The 23,333-nt window shown below is 28.5% G+C and carries 18 protein-coding genes; 3 read left to right on the forward strand and 15 right to left on the reverse strand.

Annotated elements, in window-relative coordinates; all coding sequences use genetic code 11:
- Positions 1–186: 186 nt before the first annotated feature.
- The 6 genes from H8S10_RS11740 to H8S10_RS11765 all read right to left on the reverse strand — a co-directional run bounded on the left by H8S10_RS11740 (position 187) and on the right by H8S10_RS11765 (position 8,054).
- Positions 187–1,854 (reverse strand): B12-binding domain-containing radical SAM protein, encoded by a 1,668-nt coding sequence (locus H8S10_RS11740; protein WP_055267329.1) that lies wholly within the window; start codon positions 1,852–1,854, stop codon positions 187–189.
- Positions 1,855–1,877: 23 nt separating this feature from the next.
- Positions 1,878–2,372, reverse strand: coding sequence for a hypothetical protein (locus H8S10_RS11745; protein WP_055267327.1), 495 nt, complete (start codon positions 2,370–2,372; stop codon positions 1,878–1,880).
- A gap of 102 nt (positions 2,373–2,474) precedes the next feature.
- Positions 2,475–3,761: a hypothetical protein gene (locus H8S10_RS11750; protein ID WP_055267325.1), complete on the reverse strand. Its 1,287-nt coding sequence runs from the start codon at positions 3,759–3,761 to the stop codon at positions 2,475–2,477.
- A gap of 171 nt (positions 3,762–3,932) precedes the next feature.
- Entirely contained in the window at positions 3,933–5,672 is a 1,740-nt protein-coding gene (locus H8S10_RS11755) for an NADH-dependent [FeFe] hydrogenase, group A6 (RefSeq protein ID WP_186838989.1), read from the reverse strand.
- Positions 5,673–5,683: 11 nt separating this feature from the next.
- Positions 5,684–7,564: an NADH-quinone oxidoreductase subunit NuoF gene (nuoF, locus tag H8S10_RS11760; protein WP_055267321.1), complete on the reverse strand. Its 1,881-nt coding sequence runs from the start codon at positions 7,562–7,564 to the stop codon at positions 5,684–5,686.
- Position 7,565: 1 nt separating this feature from the next.
- Entirely contained in the window at positions 7,566–8,054 is a 489-nt protein-coding gene (locus H8S10_RS11765; RefSeq protein WP_055267319.1) for an NAD(P)H-dependent oxidoreductase subunit E, read from the reverse strand.
- A 274-nt stretch (positions 8,055–8,328) separates the two neighbouring features.
- On the opposite strand from H8S10_RS11765, the gene spoVB reads away from it, so the two are divergent.
- Positions 8,329–9,828: a stage V sporulation protein B gene (spoVB, locus tag H8S10_RS11770; RefSeq protein ID WP_055267317.1), complete on the forward strand. Its 1,500-nt coding sequence runs from the start codon at positions 8,329–8,331 to the stop codon at positions 9,826–9,828.
- 148 nt (positions 9,829–9,976) lie between these two features.
- Positions 9,977–10,888 (forward strand): alpha/beta hydrolase, encoded by a 912-nt coding sequence (locus H8S10_RS11775; protein ID WP_186838990.1) that lies wholly within the window; start codon positions 9,977–9,979, stop codon positions 10,886–10,888.
- Between the two features lie 76 nt (positions 10,889–10,964).
- Here the strand turns inward: H8S10_RS11775 and H8S10_RS11780 are convergent, their stop codons facing one another.
- The 9 genes from H8S10_RS11780 to H8S10_RS11820 all read right to left on the reverse strand — a co-directional run bounded on the left by H8S10_RS11780 (position 10,965) and on the right by H8S10_RS11820 (position 21,618).
- Positions 10,965–12,293 carry an extracellular solute-binding protein gene (locus tag H8S10_RS11780; RefSeq protein WP_055267313.1) on the reverse strand — a complete coding sequence of 443 codons (1,329 nt, stop codon included), beginning with the start codon at positions 12,291–12,293 and terminating at the stop codon, positions 10,965–10,967.
- 45 nt (positions 12,294–12,338) lie between these two features.
- A complete protein-coding gene (locus tag H8S10_RS11785; RefSeq protein ID WP_055267311.1) occupies positions 12,339–13,163 on the reverse strand; it encodes a carbohydrate ABC transporter permease in 825 nt (274 codons plus the stop codon).
- 11 nt (positions 13,164–13,174) lie between these two features.
- The gene (locus H8S10_RS11790) at positions 13,175–14,041 is read right to left on the reverse strand and encodes a sugar ABC transporter permease (RefSeq protein WP_055267309.1); all 867 of its coding nucleotides are present in this window, start codon (positions 14,039–14,041) and stop codon (positions 13,175–13,177) included.
- Entirely contained in the window at positions 14,035–15,078 is a 1,044-nt protein-coding gene (locus H8S10_RS11795; protein ID WP_055267307.1) for an ABC transporter ATP-binding protein, read from the reverse strand. Before H8S10_RS11795 ends, H8S10_RS11790 begins: the two co-directional genes overlap by 7 nt.
- Positions 15,079–15,212: 134 nt before the next feature.
- Complete coding sequence (locus H8S10_RS11800; RefSeq protein ID WP_186838991.1) at positions 15,213–16,820, reverse strand: polysaccharide biosynthesis protein; 1,608 nt, start codon at positions 16,818–16,820, stop codon at positions 15,213–15,215.
- A gap of 17 nt (positions 16,821–16,837) precedes the next feature.
- Positions 16,838–17,806: an RluA family pseudouridine synthase gene (locus H8S10_RS11805; protein ID WP_055267303.1), complete on the reverse strand. Its 969-nt coding sequence runs from the start codon at positions 17,804–17,806 to the stop codon at positions 16,838–16,840.
- Positions 17,807–17,870: 64 nt separating this feature from the next.
- Positions 17,871–19,052: an amidohydrolase gene (locus H8S10_RS11810; RefSeq protein WP_186838992.1), complete on the reverse strand. Its 1,182-nt coding sequence runs from the start codon at positions 19,050–19,052 to the stop codon at positions 17,871–17,873.
- Between the two features lie 67 nt (positions 19,053–19,119).
- Positions 19,120–19,533, reverse strand: a complete 414-nt coding sequence (locus tag H8S10_RS11815; RefSeq protein ID WP_055267299.1) for a hypothetical protein — start codon at positions 19,531–19,533, stop codon at positions 19,120–19,122.
- A gap of 90 nt (positions 19,534–19,623) precedes the next feature.
- Entirely contained in the window at positions 19,624–21,618 is a 1,995-nt protein-coding gene (locus H8S10_RS11820; RefSeq protein ID WP_186838993.1) for an ATP-dependent helicase, read from the reverse strand.
- A 131-nt stretch (positions 21,619–21,749) separates the two neighbouring features.
- Between H8S10_RS11820 and H8S10_RS11825 the strand changes: the two genes are divergently transcribed.
- Positions 21,750–23,216: a nicotinate phosphoribosyltransferase gene (locus H8S10_RS11825; protein WP_055267295.1), complete on the forward strand. Its 1,467-nt coding sequence runs from the start codon at positions 21,750–21,752 to the stop codon at positions 23,214–23,216.
- The last annotated feature ends 117 nt before the right edge of the window (positions 23,217–23,333 follow it).

The raw sequence follows: 23,333 nt of genomic DNA on the forward strand, positions 1-23,333 counted from the left end.
CCACCTTTTATTAACTTCTAATGATATAAATATTAATACTTTATATAGTATTAATTACTTTTTATTATCTATAATTATACACTGTTTTCTTTATTAATCAACTAACTTTTACCAAAGAAATTATTCTAATAATTTAAATTATATAACAAGTAAACGATTAATACTCTCTTTTTTATCTATAAACCGCTATATTTTATCCGTTATATCTAAATTTCCACCATTATATCCAAAAATATAATAAGTATTTTTATTAATTATTTTTTTATGTTTTATAAACTCTTTTATGTCTATACAGAAATTTTCAATATAGTTTTCTTTGAACGAATACTCATCTCTTAGCTTATCTTTTATCTCTCTTTCTTCCTCCCTAGTCATTCTATTTTCTAAAAACTCTGGCATACCTCTTCTTTTATTAAAAGTAAGATAATCGTATTTTATTATGTCTCTTAAAATAGTATTATCATCTTTTAATACTTCGTTATTAAATTCTAGGAACACTTTATAGTATTCGCTATTTCCTATATTTCTATTAAAATAATCCTTCATTTCGAAAAACTCTCCTAATCTTAAGAAGAAGTCAAAAGGCGTTTCAAACTTATCTACAAAGAAATTAATTATATTATTAAATTTTTGTGAATTATAATATTTATCTACCATATGCTCAACTTTTTTAAGAACTAATAATTCATCATAAGAAATATCTTTTGTAGAAAGAATTTCATAAGGTGGATATGGTGAATATTTCATATCATAAAGCTCTGCTTCTTCTCTCATCGAAGAACCTCTAAGCAATTTTAGAAACCCTAGTTGTATTTCTTCAGGCCCTATACTATATACGTCATTAAAAGATTTTTTAAAAGATGTATAGTCCTCTCCTGGAAGCCCTGCAATTAAATCTAAATGCTGCTTTATATTTTTTATTGCTAAAAGTTCTAATACTTTTTCTTTTATATCACTAAAATTTACAAATCTATTAATTTGTCTCAAGACATCATCATTAGTAGTTTGAACTCCAACTTCAAATTGGAATCTATCTTTAGGTGCCTTTCTTAAAATCTCTAATTCTTGTGGTTTTAATATATCTGCTGAAATTTCAAAGTGGAATTGAGTTTTAGTATCACTATTTATTAAAAACTCCCAAATAGCTGTAGAAAATTTAAAATTGCAGTTAAAAGTTCTATCAACAAACTTTACTAGTCTAACTTTTTTATCTATAAAAAATTGTAATTCTCTCTTTACTCTTTCTATATCTAAGAATCTAACTCCATGAGTTGTAGATGATAAACAATATTTGCAATTAAACGGACAACCTCTAGATGCTTCATAATATACTATTTTATTATCTAAATTTTCATCTTCTTTATACGGAAACACTATTTCATCCATATTCATAAGAGGTCTATTTCCATTAAATATAACTTCATTACCTTTTTTAAAGTATAATCCTCTAATAGATTCTAAATCTTTATTACCTAATTTATACTCTACAAACTCTCTAAATGTTTTTTCACCTTCACCTTGAATAATATAATCTCCATTTAACTCCTTTAAAATATTTAGACTATCATAAGAAACTTCTGGTCCTCCATATAGAATTTCTATATCCTTATCTACTAATTTTATTAAGTTAGATAGTCTAGTAACCATCTCTATATTCCATATATAAGTTGAAAATGCTACAACATTCGGTTTTTCTTTAATTATCTCCTCTAGTATCTTTTCATCTCTATCATTTATAGAGAATTCTCTTATAGAACATTCATAAGATAAATCCTCCGTAAATGCTTTTAAGTATCTAACAGCTAAATTGCTATGAATAAACTTTGAGTTTATAGCTGTAAGTAAAATCTTCATATTTCTTCTTCCTTTCTCTTGGGCTATAGTTTTTTACCTTTTACAAAGTAAATATCTTCCCATATTTTTTCTTCTGTAATCTTATAGTTGGGCTCTAATAGCTTTTTTGTATCTTCTAAGTTTGACTTAGACATTATATTTAAGTTTTTAAACTCAAATTCTTTAATCTTTTCTGATGGTAATACAGCTCTTATCTTATTATTAAAGACTTTTCCTATCTCTTTATTAATATCCCATATATAAATATTACCACCCTTTTTAACAAACCTTGTCACATCCTCAATAAGTTTAGCCCTACCACCTTCTCTCCAAATATCGCTTAGATAAAAGAATATTGTACACGTATCATATCCCTCTGATAACAATATATCTTTATTATTATCTTCTACATAATCTATTGCTAATTCATCAAAGACCTCTTTAGATAGGTTGTAAATTACTCCATAACTTTCTCCAACATCTAAAATATCTCCTTCAAGAATTACATCAGATAAATTTAATATTATTGTTTTACCCATAATTTCTCATCCCCTTTAAAACAATTTTACTATAAGTGAAAATCTAAATCTAGGATTTAGTTTATTGTATATTTTTTAAATGAAAAGAACTAGCCTTATTTACTAGTTCTTTTTATACTTCTTATTATATTTCAATACTTCTGCTATTATTAAAGCTATAATGAAAACAATAATAAATCCCCATATTATTATTGGTAATTTAAATATAGTTTTATTACCTGTACTTTCTAACTTATATAAAACACCTACTTTACTATCTAAAACATATATACCATCTTTATAACACCTTATCACTTCAACCTTACTATTATCGCCTAAATCAACAATTTTATTTGCTACATTGTTTTTTCCTAAAGAGTATAAATAGTTTTCCTTATTATCAGCAAAAACAATTACATCTTGTCCTAATATATTACCTTCCCTATCTACTGCTAGTCCTTTTAAAGAAGATAAATTATAATGCTGATATATTGGCCCATAAGGAGTTTTTGTTGGTGGATTACTAATAACTGGTTCTAATTTATTTGTACCATCTGAAAATTTCGGTGATGTAATTGAATCTCCTCCACTATAATCAGGCCATCCGTACCATGCATTTTCTTTTATTTCATAAATATAATCTTTATCATCTTTAACAGCCCTACTTCCTTTATCTTCCATTCCACCTACTATAGCTATTATCTTCCCCTCATTATTAAAATCTAATCCTTCAATGTTTCTAATTCCGGTAGCAAAGGTACTTATCTTGCCTGATGTAAAATCATACGATAAAATAGTTCCATTACTTATTATTCCTTCCTTCACCTTTTCTCCACTCTTATTTTGTATTCCATATTCTACAAAAGCTCCAGTGTTGTTATCTCCATAGTTTTCACCTGATAAAATCCATTCGAAAGATGGCACATCACAATCTGTACTATCTTTATCTAATATTCCTGAATTTGTATTTGTTCCTATAGTTATATAAAGAATATCATCTTCTATTAATAATTTTGTATACTTATTTTCACCTAAATTAGGCAGATCTTTTATAAGTTCCAATATTTCATCATTTTCATAATTGTACTTAACTATATCTCTTCCTGTAGCAAGTATTATTTCATTTTTGTAAATAACCATATCGTAAATATTAAAATCTTTTTTCTTTATTAAAGTTTCTTCTTTATTATCTTCTTTTATAATTTTCAAAGAATCACTAAATGCTATGTATAAATTGCCATTTTCATCAAAGTCAAAACTTTTTGCATCTTTTATTCCTTTATTATTTATACTCCATCCAATATTTTTATTTATTATGTCTATAGTATATTTATTATTTATTTCGTAAATTCCAAAAGATATGGATACAACAAGTGTTGAAAATACTAAAAACTTCAAAAATCTTTTCATAATATCTCACTCCCTCTCTAATTAATTTATATTTAGTTACCTATATAAATTATTACTTAAATTTCACTTTAAATTAATTTTACTTAATAAAAAATTCTTAAGCATCACCTAAATTTCTAAAATAATAAAAGAAACTGCCTACTAAAAAACAGTTTCTTTTTTCTTCATTTTTTATTTACTTTTATCTTTATAATGAGTATGCAAAAGTTTATGAGCTTTTTCACTATTTGGTTCACCTAAATACTCATCATAAAGTCTTAATATTTCGTGGTTTTTATGAGATTTTCTAAGCTTCTTATCTTTATCTTCTTTATATAAAGCTTCCATTCTCTTCTTCAATATATCTCTGTTTGCTCTAATAAATGGTTGCCCACCACCATCTATACAACCACCAGGACATGCCATTATTTCTATAAAATCATACTTGTTCTTACCTTCTTCAATATCATCCATTATCTTTTTAGCATTACCTAATGAATTAACTACAGCTATACTAACATTTTTATCTCCAATTTTTATTTTAGCTTCTTTAATACCATCTAACCCTCTAATATTATCAAAATCTATTCTATATAACTCTTCACCAGTTATCCATTCATAAGCAGTTCTTAATGCTGCCTCCATTACTCCTCCTGATGTTCCGAAAATAACTCCTGCACCTGTAGATTCTCCTAAAGGATTATCAAATTCCTCTTCCTTCATATTTCTAAGATCCATTCCAGCTTCTTTTATCATCTTTGCTAATTCTCTAGTAGTGATAACTATATCAATATCTTGTATACCATCTCTTCCCATCTCTTCTCTTGATGCTTCATATTTTTTAGCAGTACACGGCATTACTGATACTACTACTATCTTTTCTACTGGAATCCCTAATTTTTCTGCTAAATATGTCTTAGCTATAGCACCAAACATTTGTTGTGGTGATTTACACGTTGATGGTAAACTTAGATGATCAGGGTAATTCTTTTCTATAAAATTTATCCATCCTGGACAACAACTAGTAATCATAGGTAAGTTTTCACCTTTAGTCACTCTGTCAATAAACTCTTTAGCCTCTTCCATTATAGTTAAGTCTGCTGCAAAATTTGTATCAAAAACCTTTTTAAATCCTAAAGCTTTTAAAGCTCCTACCATAAGTTTTGTTACAGATGTTCCTGGTTTCATTCCAAATTCTTCACCTAATGCAGCTCTTACTGCCGGTGCTGTACTTACTATAACATATTTATCAGCATCACTTAATGCATCCCATACTCTATCATAGTCATAAACTTCCCTTAAAGCTCCTGTTGGACATACTGAAACACATTGCCCACAATAAGTACATTCAGTTTCACTTAATGGTTTTGAGAAAAATGTAGATATAGTAGTATCAAATCCTCTATCTATAGGAGTTAAAGCATGAACTTTTTGGATATCGTTACATACAGTTACACACCTTCTACATAATATGCACTTCTCCATATCTTTTACTATCGCTGGTGAAGAATAATCTCTACCATAGGTATTTCTTTCACCTTCATATTTTATTTCATATACACCTAAATCTGCAGCCATCTTTTGAAGCTCACATTTTAAATTTTTTTCACATTTTAAACAATCCATAGGATGATTTGAAAGTAATAATCCTACAATATTTCTTCTTGCTTGAATCGCTCTTGGTGTATTTGTCTTTATTACCATCCCATCAAATACAGGAGTCGAACATGCTGGTGCTAAATTTTTTCTTCCTTCAACCTCTACAACGCAAACCCTACAAGTACCTTTACAATTCTCACTTTTACCATCTTGCATATACATATGACAAAGTGTTGGTATTTCTATATTCATCTGCTCCGCAACTTTTAATATCATAGAACCATCTTCAACTAAAATATTCTTACCATTTATATTTACTGATACCATATTCATACTAACACCTCCTATTCTCTAACTATTGCTTTAAATGGACATATAGCCTCACAAGCACCACATTTAATACATTTATTTTGATCTATAACATGCTTTTCTCTTGGTTTTCCTTTTATACAGCCAGCTGGACATCCTTTTGCACATTTAGTACAGCCAAAGCACTTATCAGTAATTCTATATTTTAATAATTTCTTACAAATTCCTGAATAGCATTTATGCTCTTTAACGTGTGCCTCATATTCATCCATAAAATATTTCATAGTCGATATTATTGGATTTGCTGCAGTTTGACCAAGGCCACAAAGTGCAGTATCTTTTATTGATTCAGATAAAACTTGAAGTTTTTTCAAATCTACTAGTGTAGCTTTTCCTTCAGTTATCTTTTGCAACATTTCAAGTAATCTCTTACATCCTACTCTACAAGGTGTACATTTTCCACAGCTCTCATCTACTATAAACTCCATATAGAACTTAGCTATATCTACCATACAGTTATCTTCATCCATTACTATCATTCCACCTGATCCCATCATAGATCCAATATTTAGCAATGAATCGTAATCTATTGGAACATCTAATAATTCAGCTGGAATACATCCTCCAGATGGTCCACCTGTTTGAACTGCTTTTAGCTTTTTACCATCTTTTACACCTTCACCTATTTCATAAATGATTTCTCTTAATGTAATTCCCATAGGAACTTCTACAAGCCCAACATTATTAATCTTTCCTGCTAAAGCAAAAACCTTAGTCCCTTTTGATTTTTCTGTTCCTATAGAACTATACCAATCAGCCCCTCTATTAATTATTGCTGGAATATTTGCAAATGTCTCTACGTTATTAACTGATGTTGGCTTACTCCATAGTCCAGATACTGCTGGGAATGGTGGTTTATTAGTTGGCTCTCCTCTTGACCCTTCTATTGATTTTATAAGAGCTGTTTCTTCTCCACATACAAATGCTCCTGCCCCATATTTTATTTCTATATCAAAATTAAACCCTGAATTTAAAATATTTTCACCTAAAAGACCAACTTCTTTTGCTTGCTTTATAGCAATTAATAATCTACTTACTGCCAAAGGATATTCTGCTCTAATATAAATATATCCATTAGAAGCTCCTATAGAATATCCTGCTATTGCCATAGCTTCTAAAACTGAGTGAGGATCTCCTTCTAATATAGATCTATCCATAAATGCACCTGGATCTCCCTCATCTGCATTACAAATTATATACTTAACATCGCTCTTACTTTCACGTGCAAACTTCCACTTAACTCCTGTTGGGAATCCTCCGCCCCCTCTTCCTCTTAATCCTGATTTAGTTATTTCATTAATAACTTCAATAGGTTCATAATTCTTAAGGACATTTCCTAATGCCTTATATCCCTCTACTGCAATATACTCTTTTATATTTTCTGGATCTATAACCCCACAATTTCTTAAAGCTATTCTCATCTGCTTTTTATAAAAAGGTATATTATGCTGTGATTTTATTTTTATATTTTCACTTGGATCAGTAAATAATAATCTTTCTACAACATTTCCATCAATAATATGATTTTTAATTATATCTTCAGCATCTTCTGGAGTTACTTGAACATAGAAAGTATCATCTGGTTCTATTTTGACTATAGGGCCTTTAGCGCAAAATCCAAAGCATCCTGCCATAATAACTTTTACCTTATCTTTTAAACTATATTTGTCAATAAACTTATTTAATTCACTCAAAATTTTATCTGCATTAGCTGATTTACATCCAGTCCCTCCACAAATAAGTATATGTTTTTCTCCGTTATCATTTACGCAACTTTTATCTACTCTTAAATTTATATACTTTTTATATTTTTCAGCTTTATCTAATAACTCCTCATAAGATGAAATTTTTCTCATATTAAACCTCCAAACGTTTATGTTCGTTTATAACTTCTTCAACATTTTTCTTAGTAAAATGTCCATAAACCCTATTATTTACCATAACTACTGGTGCAAGTCCACAAGCCCCTACACATCTTAATGTATCTAGAGTAAATAATCCATCTTCAGTAGTTTCACCTACTTCGATATTGAGGTTCTTTTTAAACTCCTCTATTATCTCTCCAGCGCCTCTAACAAAGCAAGCTGTTCCAGCACATACATTTATTACATATTTACCTTTTGGTTCAGTAGTAAAAAATGAATAAAACGTAATTACTCCATAAACTTTTGATACTGGTACCCCTAACTTTTCTGATACAAATAACTGTACCTCTTCTCCTAAGTATCCAAACAATTCTTGTGCTTTGTGAAGTACTGCTATTAAGTCATTCTCCTTTAAATCATTTTTTTCAATATAATCGCCTAACTCATTAAATTTTTCTTTGTTAACATTAGAAATACACATACTTTTTGCCTCCCTTCATTATTATAAATTTAATATACGTTAATTTTATCACAATACAGTATATATTTTCCAGTTATTGTAACAATTTTCTTAATATTTTGAATAATATTATTATTTTTTCTATTAAAGAAACTCTATATATAACATAATTATTATTTTTTCAGAATATGTATTAAGGAAACTCACTACTCATATTTGTTTATAGACATAATTTCACTTTAAACAAATCTTAGATTTTGAGTTTCGTTTAATGTAAATCGAAGAGGTGAATTAATTGGAAAAAGATAATTTCTTTAAAAATTCGTTTTTCTTAACAGCAGCAAATATCACAACTGGTATCTTAGGATTTATATTCTCCATATATTTATCCAAGTTGATAGGTCCAGAAGGTATAGGACTATATGGGCTAGTAATGCCTATATACAATTTATTTATAAGCCTTATGACAGCTGGAATTATAGCTGCTATTTCTCAAAGAGCTGCCATATATACTTCTAAAAGAGAATATAATAACCTTTTTAAAACTATAAATACTGTAGCTTTTTTTAATATTATCTGGTCGGTAGCAATAGGTGTTTTAGTTTTTATATTAGCTCCATACATAAGTGAATACGGTGTTAAAGATATGAGAACATTAAATGCTATAAGAGTAACTTGTCCTGCAATGGTATTTATAGCCTTATCTAATATACTAAAAGGCTTTTTTTATGGTACATCAAAAATCACAGTTCCTGCATTTATAGATATATTAGAAAAAGCTATGAGAATAATAACAATTGCCTTACTTATATTTATATTTAAAGCTAATACACTATCATCTTTAGTTACCCTTGCTTATGTTTCATTAGCTATTGGAGAACTTCAAAGCCTTTTATTACTTTACGCTTATTATAAGCACATAGTAAAAAAGATTCCGCCTTCTTATGAAAAGCCTGAGCGCAAAGCTCAATTACTTTTTAATGTTTTAGCAGTATCATTCCCATTATGTTTAAATGGATTTATGGGAAATATATTTTCAGCTATGTCTACTTTAGTAGTTCCACGAAGGCTTGTATCAATTGGACTTGAATATTCAACTGCAATTGCTATGATAGGTAAGTTTAATGGTATGGCGTTAACAATAGTTACTTTTCCACTTATAGTTGTTAATTCTATTAGTACGCTTTTAATGCCTGACCTTTCTGAAACTTTAAGCAAAGGTGAATATTATAGTGCATCAGTTAGAATACGTAAAGTTTTGAAAATTGCTTTTTTACTTGGTATTGCTACTTGTATAATTTGTCTACTTATTCCTGACTCTTTAGGAAAAATGTTTTACGGTAGAGATGACTTAGGTTTGTATATTAAAGTTTGTGCTTTATCTGCTCCATTATTTTTTACTTCAAGTACTATGTTTGGAATTCTAAATGGATTAAATAGGCAAAGCATAATATTAAGAAATTCTCTTATAACTTCTTCAATAGAACTTATTTCTTTATATATACTTACAGGGATAAAAAGTATAAATGTATTTTCAACTGCTATAACTCTATTTATTACATCTATTATAAGTTTAATAATAAATCTACATGAAATAAAAAAACATATAGATATATCATTATCATCTATAAATATTATAATTTTTTCACTTATTGGTCTACTAACTTACCTTCTTTTAAGATTATTAACTAACACAATATTAAGTGATTTATTTATAGTTAAAAATATTATAATTATTATACTAACATTCGGATTATTTGCATACTTTAGTGGCTTTGGAATAGAGGAAGAGTAAATTAATTAAAAGTTAATAGCTTAAGAACAAATCCAGCACTAGCTGGATTTTCTATTTTAAATAATAATCAAACAACATTTTAATTAGCTTTAGCGTATATAAATTTCATATGATACAATATAATTAATAATATTTTAAAGGAGATTTTATGCTTGGTTATATATTTATAGTTTTAATTATTGTTGCATTATTTATTTTAATTATTTATGCAAACAAATTATGTAAAATAGTAATTTATCCTAAGAAAAAAAGTTATGAAGATGGATATGAAAATCAAATAAAAAAATTAAACCTTGAAGACTTTTATAATAACTTAGAAAAGGAACACATAACACTAAAATCAGATTATGGTTATGATATTAAAGGAATATTTATTCCAAACTCTAATTCAAAGAAATGTATTATACTTTGCCATGGGATTACCGTAAATACAAACTATTCTGTTAAATATATAAAACCTTTTTATAATCGTGGATTCTCAGTTTTTATGTATGACCATAGAAATCATGGATTAAGTGGTGGAACCTATACTTCCATGGGATATTTTGAAAAGTATGACCTTAAAACTTGTGCTAATTTTCTTTTCAATAAATTAGGACCTGATATTAATTTAGGAGTATTAGGCGAGTCAATGGGAGCTGCTACTGTACTTCAATATTGTGCTATAGATAATAGAGTTTCTTTTTGTATTGAAGATTGCGGATACTCTGATGTTTTTGAATTATTTAAACATAGACTTAAAGAAGATTATAAAATAAACTTTTTACCTCTATTGTTTATAGCTGATATAATTATGAAAGTTAGGTATAAATGGAGTTTTAAATCCGCTTCTCCATTAACATATATAAAAAACATTGATATTCCAATACTCTTTATCCATGGTGATATGGATGATTATGTACCTACATATATGGTATATGATTTATTCAATTCAAAAACTACTGGATTTAAGGAGCTATATATTGCTAAAAATGCTAAACATGCAGAAGCTTTAACATCAAATCCAGATAAATACGATGAGATAATAGGAAATTTCCTTAAAAAAATTGATTTAATTTAATTTTGGATAAATAAAAAATCAGAATAAACCATTATATTTATTCTGATTTCTTATATTAAATTATATTTACATTATTTTATTGACGTTGTATTGAAGTTTCAACTTGAGAAGTTGTATCTTTAATGAATGTATCTATATCTTTTATACTTCCACTTACATATGCATCATACTTTTCTTGTATTATTGTTCTAGCTGATTGTGCATTATTAACTGCTGGAGTATAGTATGCATATTCTAAACTATTTTGAGCTACTGGATAAATCTTTGTAAATAATGCTTCTGGATCATTCAATGCATCCTTCATTATTTGAGTATCTGCTGCTGATTTACGTACTGGTAAATATCCTGTTGCTACTGCAAACTTAGCTGTATTTTCTGTATTTGTTGCATATTTTATAAATTCATAAGCTGCAAATTGTGCCTCTGGAGAAACATCACTTGTTACAAATAATGATGCCCCTTGTTGAATTACAGCTTTATCTTTTCCTTGGAATACAGGAACTTCTACTACACCAACTTCAAATGCTCCATCTGTTTTAATATGTGCTGCACCTGCTGATGAACCTTGGTACATTAATAACTTTTGATTTGAAAATGGTCCTGAAAGATATGTATCTTCACCAGGAATACGGAAATAACCTGAACCTACTTCGTCTTTATAATAGTTCATAAATGTTTTTACCCAATCATTATCAACATTTATTTTTCCATCAATAGTTACGAAATCCTTACCATCCATCTTTAAAGAAGAAATAAATGCATTGGAACTTGAGTCAAATCCAAATCCAACAACCCCTAATTCATCCTTACACTTTTTAGATATCTCAGCTAACTTTTCTACTGTTAAATCTTTCAAATCATCCATAGTATATCCTAACTTTTCTAGCATAGTTTTATTAACATATAAAACTTCAGTAGACTTAGTCATAGGAATACCATAAACAGCATCTTTACCCCATTGAGATACTTCGTCTATAAAAGTTTTATAGAAATCATTTTCTATATCACTTTTCATTCCTACAGTTGAATCGTTAACATATGGTGATAAATCTATTATTTTATTTTGATTTATTAAGCCGGTCGCTATATCTGGATATACATTTATTATTGCAGGTAAAGAATTTGATTGTGATGCTGTAATTACCTTTTTATTCAAATCTCCAATATTACCTTGATTTACTGCAGTAACAGTAATTCCCATATTATTGTTGCTATTAAAATCTTGTATTATTGAGTCTAGTACCTCTGCTTGTTTTCCATTTAAATAGTGCCACATTTCTATAGAAACAGGATTATTTAATTCTTTTACTATTTCAGCTGTAGCATTATTTTTTTTACCACATCCAACAAACATACCTACTCCTAAAGTAGCTGTTAAAATTGTAGCTAAAATTCTTTTGTTCATATTTTCACCTCTTAAAATTTATTTATCTTTAGTTTTTATTAAAGTTTATCCTTTAATACCTCCAATAGAAACTCCACTCATAATTTTTTTATGTAGGAAAATATATACTATAACTATTGGCATAGTAATTATTGTTGATGCAGCCATTAATAACTCATATTGATTTCCTGCATCAGACTGGAAGGCAGTTAGTCCATTTGCTAGTAATCTCATTTTTTCACTATTTGTTACAAGTAGTGGCCATAAAAAAGCATTCCAAGAATTAATACCTACTAAAATACAAATAGTTATAATTGATGGTTTTGCCATAGGAACTACAATTTTCCATAGAAACTTCCAATCACTTGCTCCATCAACTTTGGCTGCATAATATAATTGCTTTGGTATTTTAAAGAAAAACTCTCTAAGCATGTAAATATACAGTACATTTGCCATATATGGCACAAAGAGTGCTTGGTACGTATCAATCCATCCTAGAGCAGAAATAGTTTTAAAGTTTGTAACTATTAAAACTTCTCCTGGAATCATCATAGATGCTAAAAAGATTGAAAAAATCATATCTCTTCCAGGAAACTCTAAGTGCGAGAATGCAAATGCAGTTAAAATAGCTATTATTACTGTGCTAATAATACTTAAAATAGTAACTATAATTGTATTAAAGAAATATCTTGCAAAAGGTGCCATTTTTAAAGCAACACTATAATTATGCCACATTATTTTACTTGGAAATAATGTAGGAGGTGTTTGAATTACCTCAAAGGATGATTTTAATGATGATGCTATCATCCAATAAAAAGGAAATAAAGTTACTATAGCAAATAATATTAACACTAAATACTTTAATACTGAACCTAAACTATTCTTATTCATTATTTCACCTCCTAATAATGAATTTTATTTCTGGAAACAACTCTTTGAACCATTGTTACAGTCAATATTACTATCAATAATACGACTGCTGCTGCAAAAGCTAATGGAAAGTCTTGATCTCCATAGAATCTATCTATTATATATCTTACAACTGTAGATACAGCCCCATCTAAAGTTCGTCCTCCAAATAAAACATATACTTCAGTATAAACTTTAAATCCAGCTATCAAGCTTATCATATAAGTGTATGCTATTATAGGCGATACTAGTTTAACTGTTATCTCTCTAAATATGGTTCCCTTAGATGCCTGATCTAATTTAGCTGCTTGATAATACTGTGGATTTATGGATGCTATTCCTGTTGTTAGTATCAAAGTATTAAAAGCTAAGCTCTTCCATACTGCAAATATTATAAGCGCTGTCATAGCCCATTTAGGATTGCCTAACCAATTTATAGGATTTATACCTATAAAACTTAACAAGTAGTTTATTACTCCATATTCACTATTAAATAACCATGACCATACTATTCCTATTGCAACTAGAGATGTTACGTATGGTAAAAAATATATGCTTTGAAACATTCCTCTTATCTTTTCACTTTTCAAATTTACTAGTGTATTGGCTAATAGTAGTGAAATAACTACAGATATTATTGGTACTATAGCAGCATAAATAACAGTGTTAAATAAAGATGTTAAAAATCTCTTATCTGTAAATAGATATTTATAAGATCCAAATCCAAACTTAAAACCGCTTGCCTTAGTTTCATCAAAACTAAAAATTATAGTATTTATTATTGGATAAAACACAAAAACTCCTAGTATTATTAATGCTGGTAATAGATATAAATATCCCTTATAATTTTTCTTTAACATTTCTTTAAAAACTCCTCACTATCTAAATCAAAAACATAAGCTTTTCCCTCTTTAGGACGTATTCTTATCTTTTCTCCTTCTGCAATATCACAAGTGTTTTCAACCAGCATTTTATACGTATTCTCTCTATGTTTTAAAGTTAATAATCTTTCTCTTCCTAATATTTCTACAGTAATCACTTCAACTTCAAGTCCATCATCACATAATTCAAGATCCTCTGCCCTAAAACCTAAAGTAACTTTTTTCTTATTTTCTGGCAAATTACTTATTTTATGATTGTCTAAAAATGCTTCTCCATCTATAACATCAACATCTATAAAATTCATCTCTGGACTTCCTATAAAAGAAGCTACAAATTTATTTACCGGATTTAAGTATATCTCACTTGGAGTAGATACTTGCTGAATTGCTCCATCTTTCATAAGTACTATTTCATCTGATATACTCATCGCTTCTTCTTGATCATGAGTTACAAATATTGCAGTAACTCCTGTTTCCTTTTGTATTCTTCTAATCTCTTGCCTAGTTTCAACTCTTAACTTTGTATCTAAATTAGATAAAGGTTCATCTAAAAGCAATATATCTGGTTTTTTAGCAATTGCTCTTGCAATAGCTACTCTTTGTTGTTGACCTCCTGATAATTGAGCTGGCTTTCTATCTAAAAGGGCATCTATTTTTACTATCTTAGCCACTTCTATTACTCTATCTTCAGCCTTCTTCTTATCCCATTTTAAATTTTTCAGTGGAAACATTATATTTTCTCTTACTGTCATATGTGGATATAATGCATAATTTTGAAACACAAGTCCTATTCCCAATTTTTCTGGTTCTAATCCCGTTACATCTCTATCTCCAAAATATATTTTCCCTGAATGCACTTTATGAATTCCAGATATAGTAAATAAAGTTGTTGATTTACCTGATCCTGATGGTCCTAATAGCGAAACCAATTTTCCTTTTGGAATTTCCAAAGTAACATTATTTATAGCAGTAAAATCACCAAATTTCACTACAAGTTTATCTAATTTGATTCCCATTTTTTTCACCTCATCTTACGTTTACCCATAACAATAGGGTGTTTATTTTTTATCTTTTCTATTCACAATCTCTAAAATTAGTAAATAAAAAAAAGACAACTTATCCTCTTTAGTTTTAGTTGTCTTTTTAAAAATTATTTAATTTTTTTACGTAAAATTCTTGGCATAAGTTCATATAATCTTGGTGATATTAAATCTAAGTCTTCTTTTTTTAATCCTTGAAGAAGAATCATTGATATTAAATATACTAATCCACCTATTGCTACAGAAACAATAACTACTAAACCTATAGCAATTCTTCCACCTTCAAATATATTTACTAATCTTAAAAGTGGCCCTTTGCATAAAACTACTGCTACTCCCATAATTATTGATGATATTAGTGGAATCATCCCTTGTCTAATTATAGGAATTCTTATCTTAAATAACGTTTGAATTCTTTTATGATTTATTATAGCAGGTATTAAAAATGCAAATACTGTTCCTATTACTGCTCCAAAGATATTTATATCTTTTATTCCTACTAAAATAAAATTAACTACAAATTTTATTAAAATACCTATACTTGCTGTAGTTAATACTAAGTATAATTTATTAACACCTTGTAGTATAGTATTTTGTATTGATGTAATTGACATAAATATAAGTACTATCGATCCGTATGTAAGCATTTGATATCCATAAGAATCATTTAGTAAGAATAGAAAGATTTCTCTACTTAATACAGCAAGACCTACAGCTGCAGGAATAGTAATCAAATAAGTTAATCTATAAGAATAACTTATTTGGTTTTTAAGTTCTTTTCTATTCTTCTGAACATACGATGCAATTATTCTTGGGAAGATAGCTGTACATAATGCAGTAACAATAGTTAATGGTACATAAATCAATGTATTAAAATAATTTAAAGTACCAAATAACTCATCTACTCTCATTTGTTCAAATCCAGCTGCTAAAAGTCTACCTTTTACTATTATTGCATCTAATAATCCTGCAGAGTTTTGTACTGCTGCAAGCATAGTTATTGGTAATCCATACTGAATTAACTTTTTAATAATCCTCTTTCTGCTTATTCTCTTATTTTCTTCACTGTTTTTAACCGCGTCATCATAATAATTATTTTTATTAAAAATATAAATAATATAAACTATTGCTATTAGTGCCCCTATGGTTGTACCAACAGTTCCTCCAGCACTTCCCCATTCTAGACTAATATTCTTTAATAAAAATGCAAAAATCAAACTAAATACTACATTAAAAATCTGTTCAACAACTTGAGAAATTGCTATTTCCTTCATTGAATCTACACCTTGCATATATCCACGATATGCCGCAAGCATTGCAGATAATAATATAGTCGGTGCTAAAAACTTTAGTGATAGTGCAGATGAAGGTGAGTTCATTCCATTAGCAATACCATCTCCAAAGGCTATAAAAATAACCATAAATGCAAAGCCAAAAATAGCTAGATAATTTCTAGCTATTTTCATAGCATTATAGGCATCCTTATGGTATCCTAGAGCTTTTAATTCAGCAACTACCTTAGTTATAGCTGGCTGTGCTCCCATACTAGTTACAGCTAATATGAAAACAAAAGCACTATAACTACTAGAATATATACCATATCCTGCAGAACCTATTATTAAAGTTAAAAGTGGTATATATACAGCTGATAATACCTTCACTAGCACCCCTGCTAATGATAAGATTAAAAAACTTCGTCCCACTGACTTCTCTTCCATAACTTTCCCCTTTTATACTATATCGTAAATTTAAATACTTCGTTCTTTACCTTTTTAAACATTGGTGGAAGTGCTTCAACTATAGTCTTATTCTTTAAATATTCAAGTTTTCCTTCTCCGCCTCTAAATATAAGTTTATATGCATATAAAAATTGATAATTTAACCCGAACTTATTATCAAAATATGAATTTATCTTCTTATCTCCATATTTAAAATCTCCTATAATAGGATTTCCTAAATGTGAAAGATGAGCTCTTATCTGATGACTTCTACCAGTAATTAAATCTATCTCTAAAAGTGAGAATGCACCATTACTTTGTAGTGTTTTAACTTCCATAGATATTTCTTTAGTATTAGGCACTTGTTTATCATATACTTTAGATATATTTTCATTTTCATCCTTAGAAATATAACCTTTATATAATCCATCTTTTATTCTGCCTTTTACAAGAGCTTGGTAATATTTTTTAACTTTACCTTCTCTTATCATCTCATTAACGCCTCTTAGCGCTTCAAAGTTCTTACCAAATATTACAACACCAGATGTATTTCTATCTAATCTATTACATGGTGCTGGTGTAAATGTAATTTCTTTTTCTGGAATATAGTCTCCTTTTCCATTTAAGTATGAAAGTACATAATCTGTAAGTGATGGTTCTGCACCCTTTTGATCTGGATGAACCAATACTCCTGGCCACTTCTCAACAACAACTATATTATCATCTTCATAAGTAATCATTAATGATCCAGCATTAACTTTTATGAAGCTATCATCTTTCTTTTCCTTTTTACTTTGGATATATCTAATTTCGATAACATCATCAAGCTCTAATTTATAATTTTCTTTTTTCTTTGATCCATTAACTCTTATATCACCTTTTCTCATAGCTTTAAATATTGCACTTAGTGGCACATCTTTTAAATACTTTCTTAAAAATTTATCTAATCTTTGCCCTGCTTCATTAGCACCTATTTCTATCTTCAAAAAAACAACTCCTTCTTTTGTGTTTAATTTAATTTCCCCATCTTATTAGATTAATATTATTTCGTCAACTTGTCAAATAATCTAATACTATTTGACACTGAATAGCTACCCCTATCACTAAGGCATCTTCGTCTATATCAAAGAGACTACTATGCGCAAGGTGTATTATTCCTTTTTTTTCATTTCTACATCCTAAAAAATAAAATACTGATGGCACTTCATTTGCAAAGTAAGCAAAACTTTCAACACCCATATGAGGATATTCTTGTTCTAAAACATTTTCTTCTCCAATTATCTTTATGGCAGCATTCTTCAACTTACTTACAGCATTTTTATCATTTATTAACATAGGGTAAGATTCTTCTATTTCTATATTTACCTTTCCTCTTAATGTTAAACCTATACCTTCTGCTATTTCTTTTACTCTTCTTGTAACTAATTGTCTATCATTCTTATTTAAAGTCCTAATTATACCTGTTAAGGTAACCTTCTCTGGAATAATATTAGCAGCTGTCCCACCATTTATACTACCTACTGTAATTACAGCTGGATTTAACGGATTTACTTCTCTACTTACTATACTTTGTAACGCAGTTACTATATTACTTGCAATTACTATTGGGTCTATAGAAGCAGCTGGATAAGCACCATGCCCTCCTATGCCTATTACCTCTATTTTAAACGGATTCGATGCAGCATTTACAGCTCCATGCTTTATTTCTATTTGGCCAGAATTTATATTTTCATCTACATGTAAGCCGCACATAATATCTACATCTGGATTTTTTAAAACTCCTTCTTTTATCATAAATCTAGAGCCACCTTTTGTTTCTTCTGCTGGTTCAAATATTAATTTTACTGTTCCTCCAAATAAATCTCTATTTTTATTTAAAATTTTTGCAACACCTAAAAGTATTGCCATATGTCCATCATGGCCACATGCATGCATTTTCCCTTTTACAGTAGATTTATAGCTACATTTATTATTTTCATCTATTGGTAATGCGTCTATATCACTTCTTAATCCTATAACTCTTTCTTTATTAATTTCTAAATTCCCTCTAATAATTCCACAGACTCCAGTTTTCGCATAACTCTCATAAGCTATTCCTTCTTGATTGAGATACTTTTTAATTTCTTTTGATGTTTCATATTCTTCAAATCCTAACTCTGGCTTCATATGAAACATTCTCCTCAACCTTACAATCTCGTCTTTAATGTCTATTATATCATTTTTAAAATCCATAACTTCCTCCAAATAAAAATAGTATAGCAGGTCAAAAAGCCCTACTATACTATAATAATATTCAGCATTAATTTATTCCTTTTATTTCTTTTTCTAATTGAAATAGTCTTAATCTTTCATCCTGACTAAATTCTTCTTTTGTAGCTCTCTTACTTATAAGCTTAAAATATTCTTCAAATTTTGCATCCCCTAGCTTACTTCTTATAATTTTCAAATCACAATCTCTTATAAAATCTATATCCTCTTGACTTAAGGCTTGATAACTATTAAGTTTATCCTTTAACTCTATTAAGGCTTCTTTTTCTTGCTCAGACAACGAACCAGATTTATCTTCTAATATCTCATCAATCTTTATTACTTCTTTTGGAGAATAATATTCATTCATATTAAAACTACTTTCGACTTTCTCCTCATATTCTGAAGTATATGGAACATTACAAAAATTTAATAACATTATTAAAAATATAATACCTTTTATCATTGTATACCTCCACACATACTGTAACTATTATTAGTATGTCTAAATTTTGATAAAATAATTATATTTTTGATTAAATAATTTTTACGTCTTCTATTTCATAATTATTATCAAATTATTTTCCATTAATACTCTAATAGAAAATGCTCTCTCTTCTCCATCTTTAAACTTTATACTTATCTTATCATCTTTTAAACTTTTAACTATACCCTCTCCGTAAGCTCTATGGTATATAGAATCTCCTTTTTTTACTCCATATTCTACTTTAAGACTTTCTTCAGTAAATCCTCCTTCTGCAATAAACCTAGAAGCCTCGTAAAACTTCCCTCTAATAGTTTTAGGAGAAAATATATAAAGATTATGTATAGCTCTTGTAACCGCCACGTAGAACAATCTACGCTCCTCTTCAAGGTTTTCATCAATTGATGATTTATGTGGTATAGTTTCTTCATCACAATTTATAATAAATACATTTTTAAATTCCATACCTTTTACACCATGAATGGTACTAAGAATTACCCCATTTTTATCTCCCTTTGATTTTTCTATCTCTTCTTCAACATTTTTTACATGAACTAAAAACTCTGTTATAGTTTTAAACCCTTCAGCTGCTCCTTTAAACTCTTCTAACATATCCTCAAGTTCTTCAAAATTCTGCCCATATTTATTTGCATACTCCCTTAAATAATCTATATATCCTAAGCTTGAAATTACATATTGAATTGCACTACCTAAAGATATCTTATTTAAATATAAAATTTCTCTTCTTAACTCATCTAACTTTTTACACTGAAAAGGTGGAGTATCCTCTTTGTTTATAAGTATCTCAAATGGATCCATATGTTCTTTAAAATTATTTATATAACTTACATTAGCTTTACTTATATATCTAAACGGTTTATTTATAATACTTAAAAACAACTCTTTATTTTTTATATCTATAGATAGCTTAAGATAATTTATTATATCTTTTGATATGAAATGATTGAAAAAGTTATATCCTTTATCTAAGAGCACAAAAGGTATTTTTCTTCGCGTAAAAGTATCTATTAAGCTTCTAGCTTCCATATTAGTTCTATATAAAACTGCATTATCCATATATTGACCTTCTTTAAAACCGCTTATTATATTAGCAATTTCCTCGCCTTGAATAAATTCGTTATATGGAGTTAAATATCTTACTATCCCATCTTTGTTATGAAATTCTTCAATCTTTTTAATATTTCTACTCTCATTATTTAATATTATTTTTTTAGAAATATTAACTATATTTTTACTACTTCTATAATTTATAGATAAATAAAGTTTTTTTCCATCTATAAAAGTATTACAGAAATCAACCATATACTGTGGCTTAGATCCTCTAAAAGAATAAATACATTGGTCCTCATCACCAACAGCAAATAATTCATTTTCCCCGTTTACTAACCTTAAAAACTCTATTTGTAATTCATCACAATCTTGGAACTCGTCTACTAGTACATATTTAAAAATATTTTTATATTTCATCAATATTTCTTTATTACCTTTTAAAAGTTGAAGAGCATTAATAGATAAGTCATCAAAATCCCACAAATTTTCTCTTTTTTTATAATTTTCATAGGCATTAAAGCATTCCATAAATATATCTTTAGAAATACTACACTTAAATTCTTCTATGTTTTTTCCTGAAGTTTTAAATCCTGATATATTATTAACTACTTCTTTAACCTTATCTTCATTTACATCATCAAAATATTTTCCTAATACACCTTTAACTATATTGCTACATTTATTATCATTAATTATATTTATCTCATAGCCTTCTCTTAAAAGTATCTTATAAAACAATCCATGAAATGTTCCAAAGAATGGTGCAATATCTTTATTAAACGTATTTTTGTATCTATTTTTCATATTTTCAGCTGCAGCTCTGGTAAAAGTTATAACTATAATATTTCCAACCTTAACTTTTCTAACTTCTATAAGATGATTTACCCTATTTATAATTACAGTAGTTTTTCCTGATCCTGGAGCCGCAACTATTAAAGCATTTCTATATTTTGTATAAACAGCTTCTTGCTGATATTTATCTAAGGTTATTTTCAAAATATATTCTCCTTCTTAACATTATATTTATCTAAAGTATTACCTTTAATCTTTTTTCTATTAACTACTATATTGTAATAATTTCTATATAGATGTACAATATTTTTAAGAATTCAAAAAGGAGACTAATTATGGAAACTTTAATTAAATTTGATGTTCAGAACGAAAGAAATCTAACAATGCTAGTTGACTTCTATGAACTAACAATGGCAAATGGCTACTTTAATAAAGGTGTTGAAAACAGAATAGCCTACTTCGATATGTATTTTAGAAGAGTTCCTGATGGTGGTGGATACTGCATAATGGCTGGTGTTGAACAATTAATTCAATACTTAAGCAATCTAAAATTCACATCATCTGATATAGATTATTTAAGAAGTAAAAATATTTTTTCAGAAGAATTTTTAGAGTATTTAGAGGATTTCAAGTTCTGCTGTGATGTATGGGCAATTCCTGAAGGTAATCCAGTATTCCCAAATGAACCTCTAGTAATAGTAAGAGGTCCTGTGGTTCAAGCGCAATTTGTGGAAACAATGATTCTCTTAACAATAAATCACCAAACTTTAATTGCTACAAAAGCTAATAGAATATGTAGAGCAGCTGAAGGTAAAACTGTTATGGAGTTTGGTTCAAGAAGAGCTCAAGGTTATGATGGTGCTATCTATGGTGCTAGAGCTTCAATAATAGGTGGATGTGATTCAACTGCTTGTACAATTGCAGATAAATACTTCAATGTTCCTGCAGTTGGTACTATGGCACATAGTTGGGTACAACTTTTTGATACAGAATTTGAAGCATTTAAAGCTTGGGCTGAAACTTATCCAGATAATTGCTCTCTTCTTATCGATACTTATAATGTATTAAAATCTGGTTTACCAAATGCAATAAAAGTATTTGATGAAGTATTAAAACCACTTGGTAAGAGACCAACGGGAATAAGAATAGATTCAGGTGATATTACTTACTTAACTAAAAAGTGTAGAAAAATTCTTGATGAGGCTGGATATTCTGACTGTAAAATAATTATTTCTAACTCCCTTGATGAACATATTATCAGAGATGTTATAAATCAAGGCGCTTGTATAGATTCTTTTGGTGTTGGTGAAAGACTTATAACAGCAAAATCTGAGCCTGTTTTTGGTGGTGTTTATAAATTAGTTGCTGTTGAAAAAGAAGATGTTATAATTCCTAAAATTAAAATTTCAGAAAACAATGAAAAAATAACAAATCCAGGTTTTAAAAAGATTTACAGATTATTTGATAGGGATACTAATATAGCTATAGCTGACGTATTAGCATTAAGTGATGAAGTTATAGATGACAGTAAAGAGTATGAAATCTTTGATCCTATCCATACTTGGAAAAGAAAAAAAGTTACTAATTTCTATGTTAAAGATTTATTAGTTAAAATCTTTGATAAAGGTACACTAGTATATACTTCTCCTTCTGTTCTAGAAATAAAGGAATTTGCGAAAGTAGAAACTAATAAATTATGGCCTGAAATATTAAGATTTGAAAATCCTCATACATATTATGTAGATCTTTCAACTAAGCTATGGTCTTTAAAACAAAAACTATTATTAAATCAGTCAAAATAATCAGGACCACCCGTCAAACGGGTGGTTTGCTCTACGCCTATAAGGCTCTGTCACCGGCTGTGCTACTCGCACGTCGAACGGTTTGCCAACCGCATATTTTCACTGGCTACCCCTAAA

This window comes from Clostridium sp. NSJ-49 (assembly GCF_014287725.1).
In the GTDB taxonomy this organism is placed as follows: Bacteria; Bacillota; Clostridia; order Clostridiales; family Clostridiaceae; genus Clostridium; species Clostridium disporicum_B.

Bases quoted from the DNA above. Each gene is read 5' to 3' on its own strand.
- H8S10_RS11775 (WP_186838990.1), top strand. From the start codon at position 9,977: ATGCTTGGTTATATATTTATAGTTTTAATTATTGTTGCATTATTTATT.
- H8S10_RS11800 (WP_186838991.1), bottom strand. From the start codon at position 16,820: ATGGAAGAGAAGTCAGTGGGACGAAGTTTTTTAATCTTATCATTAGCA.
- H8S10_RS11790 (WP_055267309.1), bottom strand. From the start codon at position 14,041: ATGTTAAAGAAAAATTATAAGGGATATTTATATCTATTACCAGCATTA.
- H8S10_RS11750 (WP_055267325.1), bottom strand. From the start codon at position 3,761: ATGAAAAGATTTTTGAAGTTTTTAGTATTTTCAACACTTGTTGTATCC.
- H8S10_RS11755 (WP_186838989.1), bottom strand. From the start codon at position 5,672: ATGAATATGGTATCAGTAAATATAAATGGTAAGAATATTTTAGTTGAA.
- H8S10_RS11825 (WP_055267295.1), top strand. From the start codon at position 21,750: ATGGAAACTTTAATTAAATTTGATGTTCAGAACGAAAGAAATCTAACA.
- H8S10_RS11740 (WP_055267329.1), bottom strand. From the start codon at position 1,854: ATGAAGATTTTACTTACAGCTATAAACTCAAAGTTTATTCATAGCAAT.
- nuoF (WP_055267321.1), bottom strand. From the start codon at position 7,564: ATGAGAAAAATTTCATCTTATGAGGAGTTATTAGATAAAGCTGAAAAA.
- H8S10_RS11745 (WP_055267327.1), bottom strand. From the start codon at position 2,372: ATGGGTAAAACAATAATATTAAATTTATCTGATGTAATTCTTGAAGGA.
- H8S10_RS11810 (WP_186838992.1), bottom strand. From the start codon at position 19,052: ATGGATTTTAAAAATGATATAATAGACATTAAAGACGAGATTGTAAGG.
- H8S10_RS11795 (WP_055267307.1), bottom strand. From the start codon at position 15,078: ATGGGAATCAAATTAGATAAACTTGTAGTGAAATTTGGTGATTTTACT.
- H8S10_RS11765 (WP_055267319.1), bottom strand. From the start codon at position 8,054: ATGTGTATTTCTAATGTTAACAAAGAAAAATTTAATGAGTTAGGCGAT.
- H8S10_RS11785 (WP_055267311.1), bottom strand. From the start codon at position 13,163: ATGAATAAGAATAGTTTAGGTTCAGTATTAAAGTATTTAGTGTTAATA.
- H8S10_RS11815 (WP_055267299.1), bottom strand. From the start codon at position 19,533: ATGATAAAAGGTATTATATTTTTAATAATGTTATTAAATTTTTGTAAT.
- H8S10_RS11780 (WP_055267313.1), bottom strand. From the start codon at position 12,293: ATGAACAAAAGAATTTTAGCTACAATTTTAACAGCTACTTTAGGAGTA.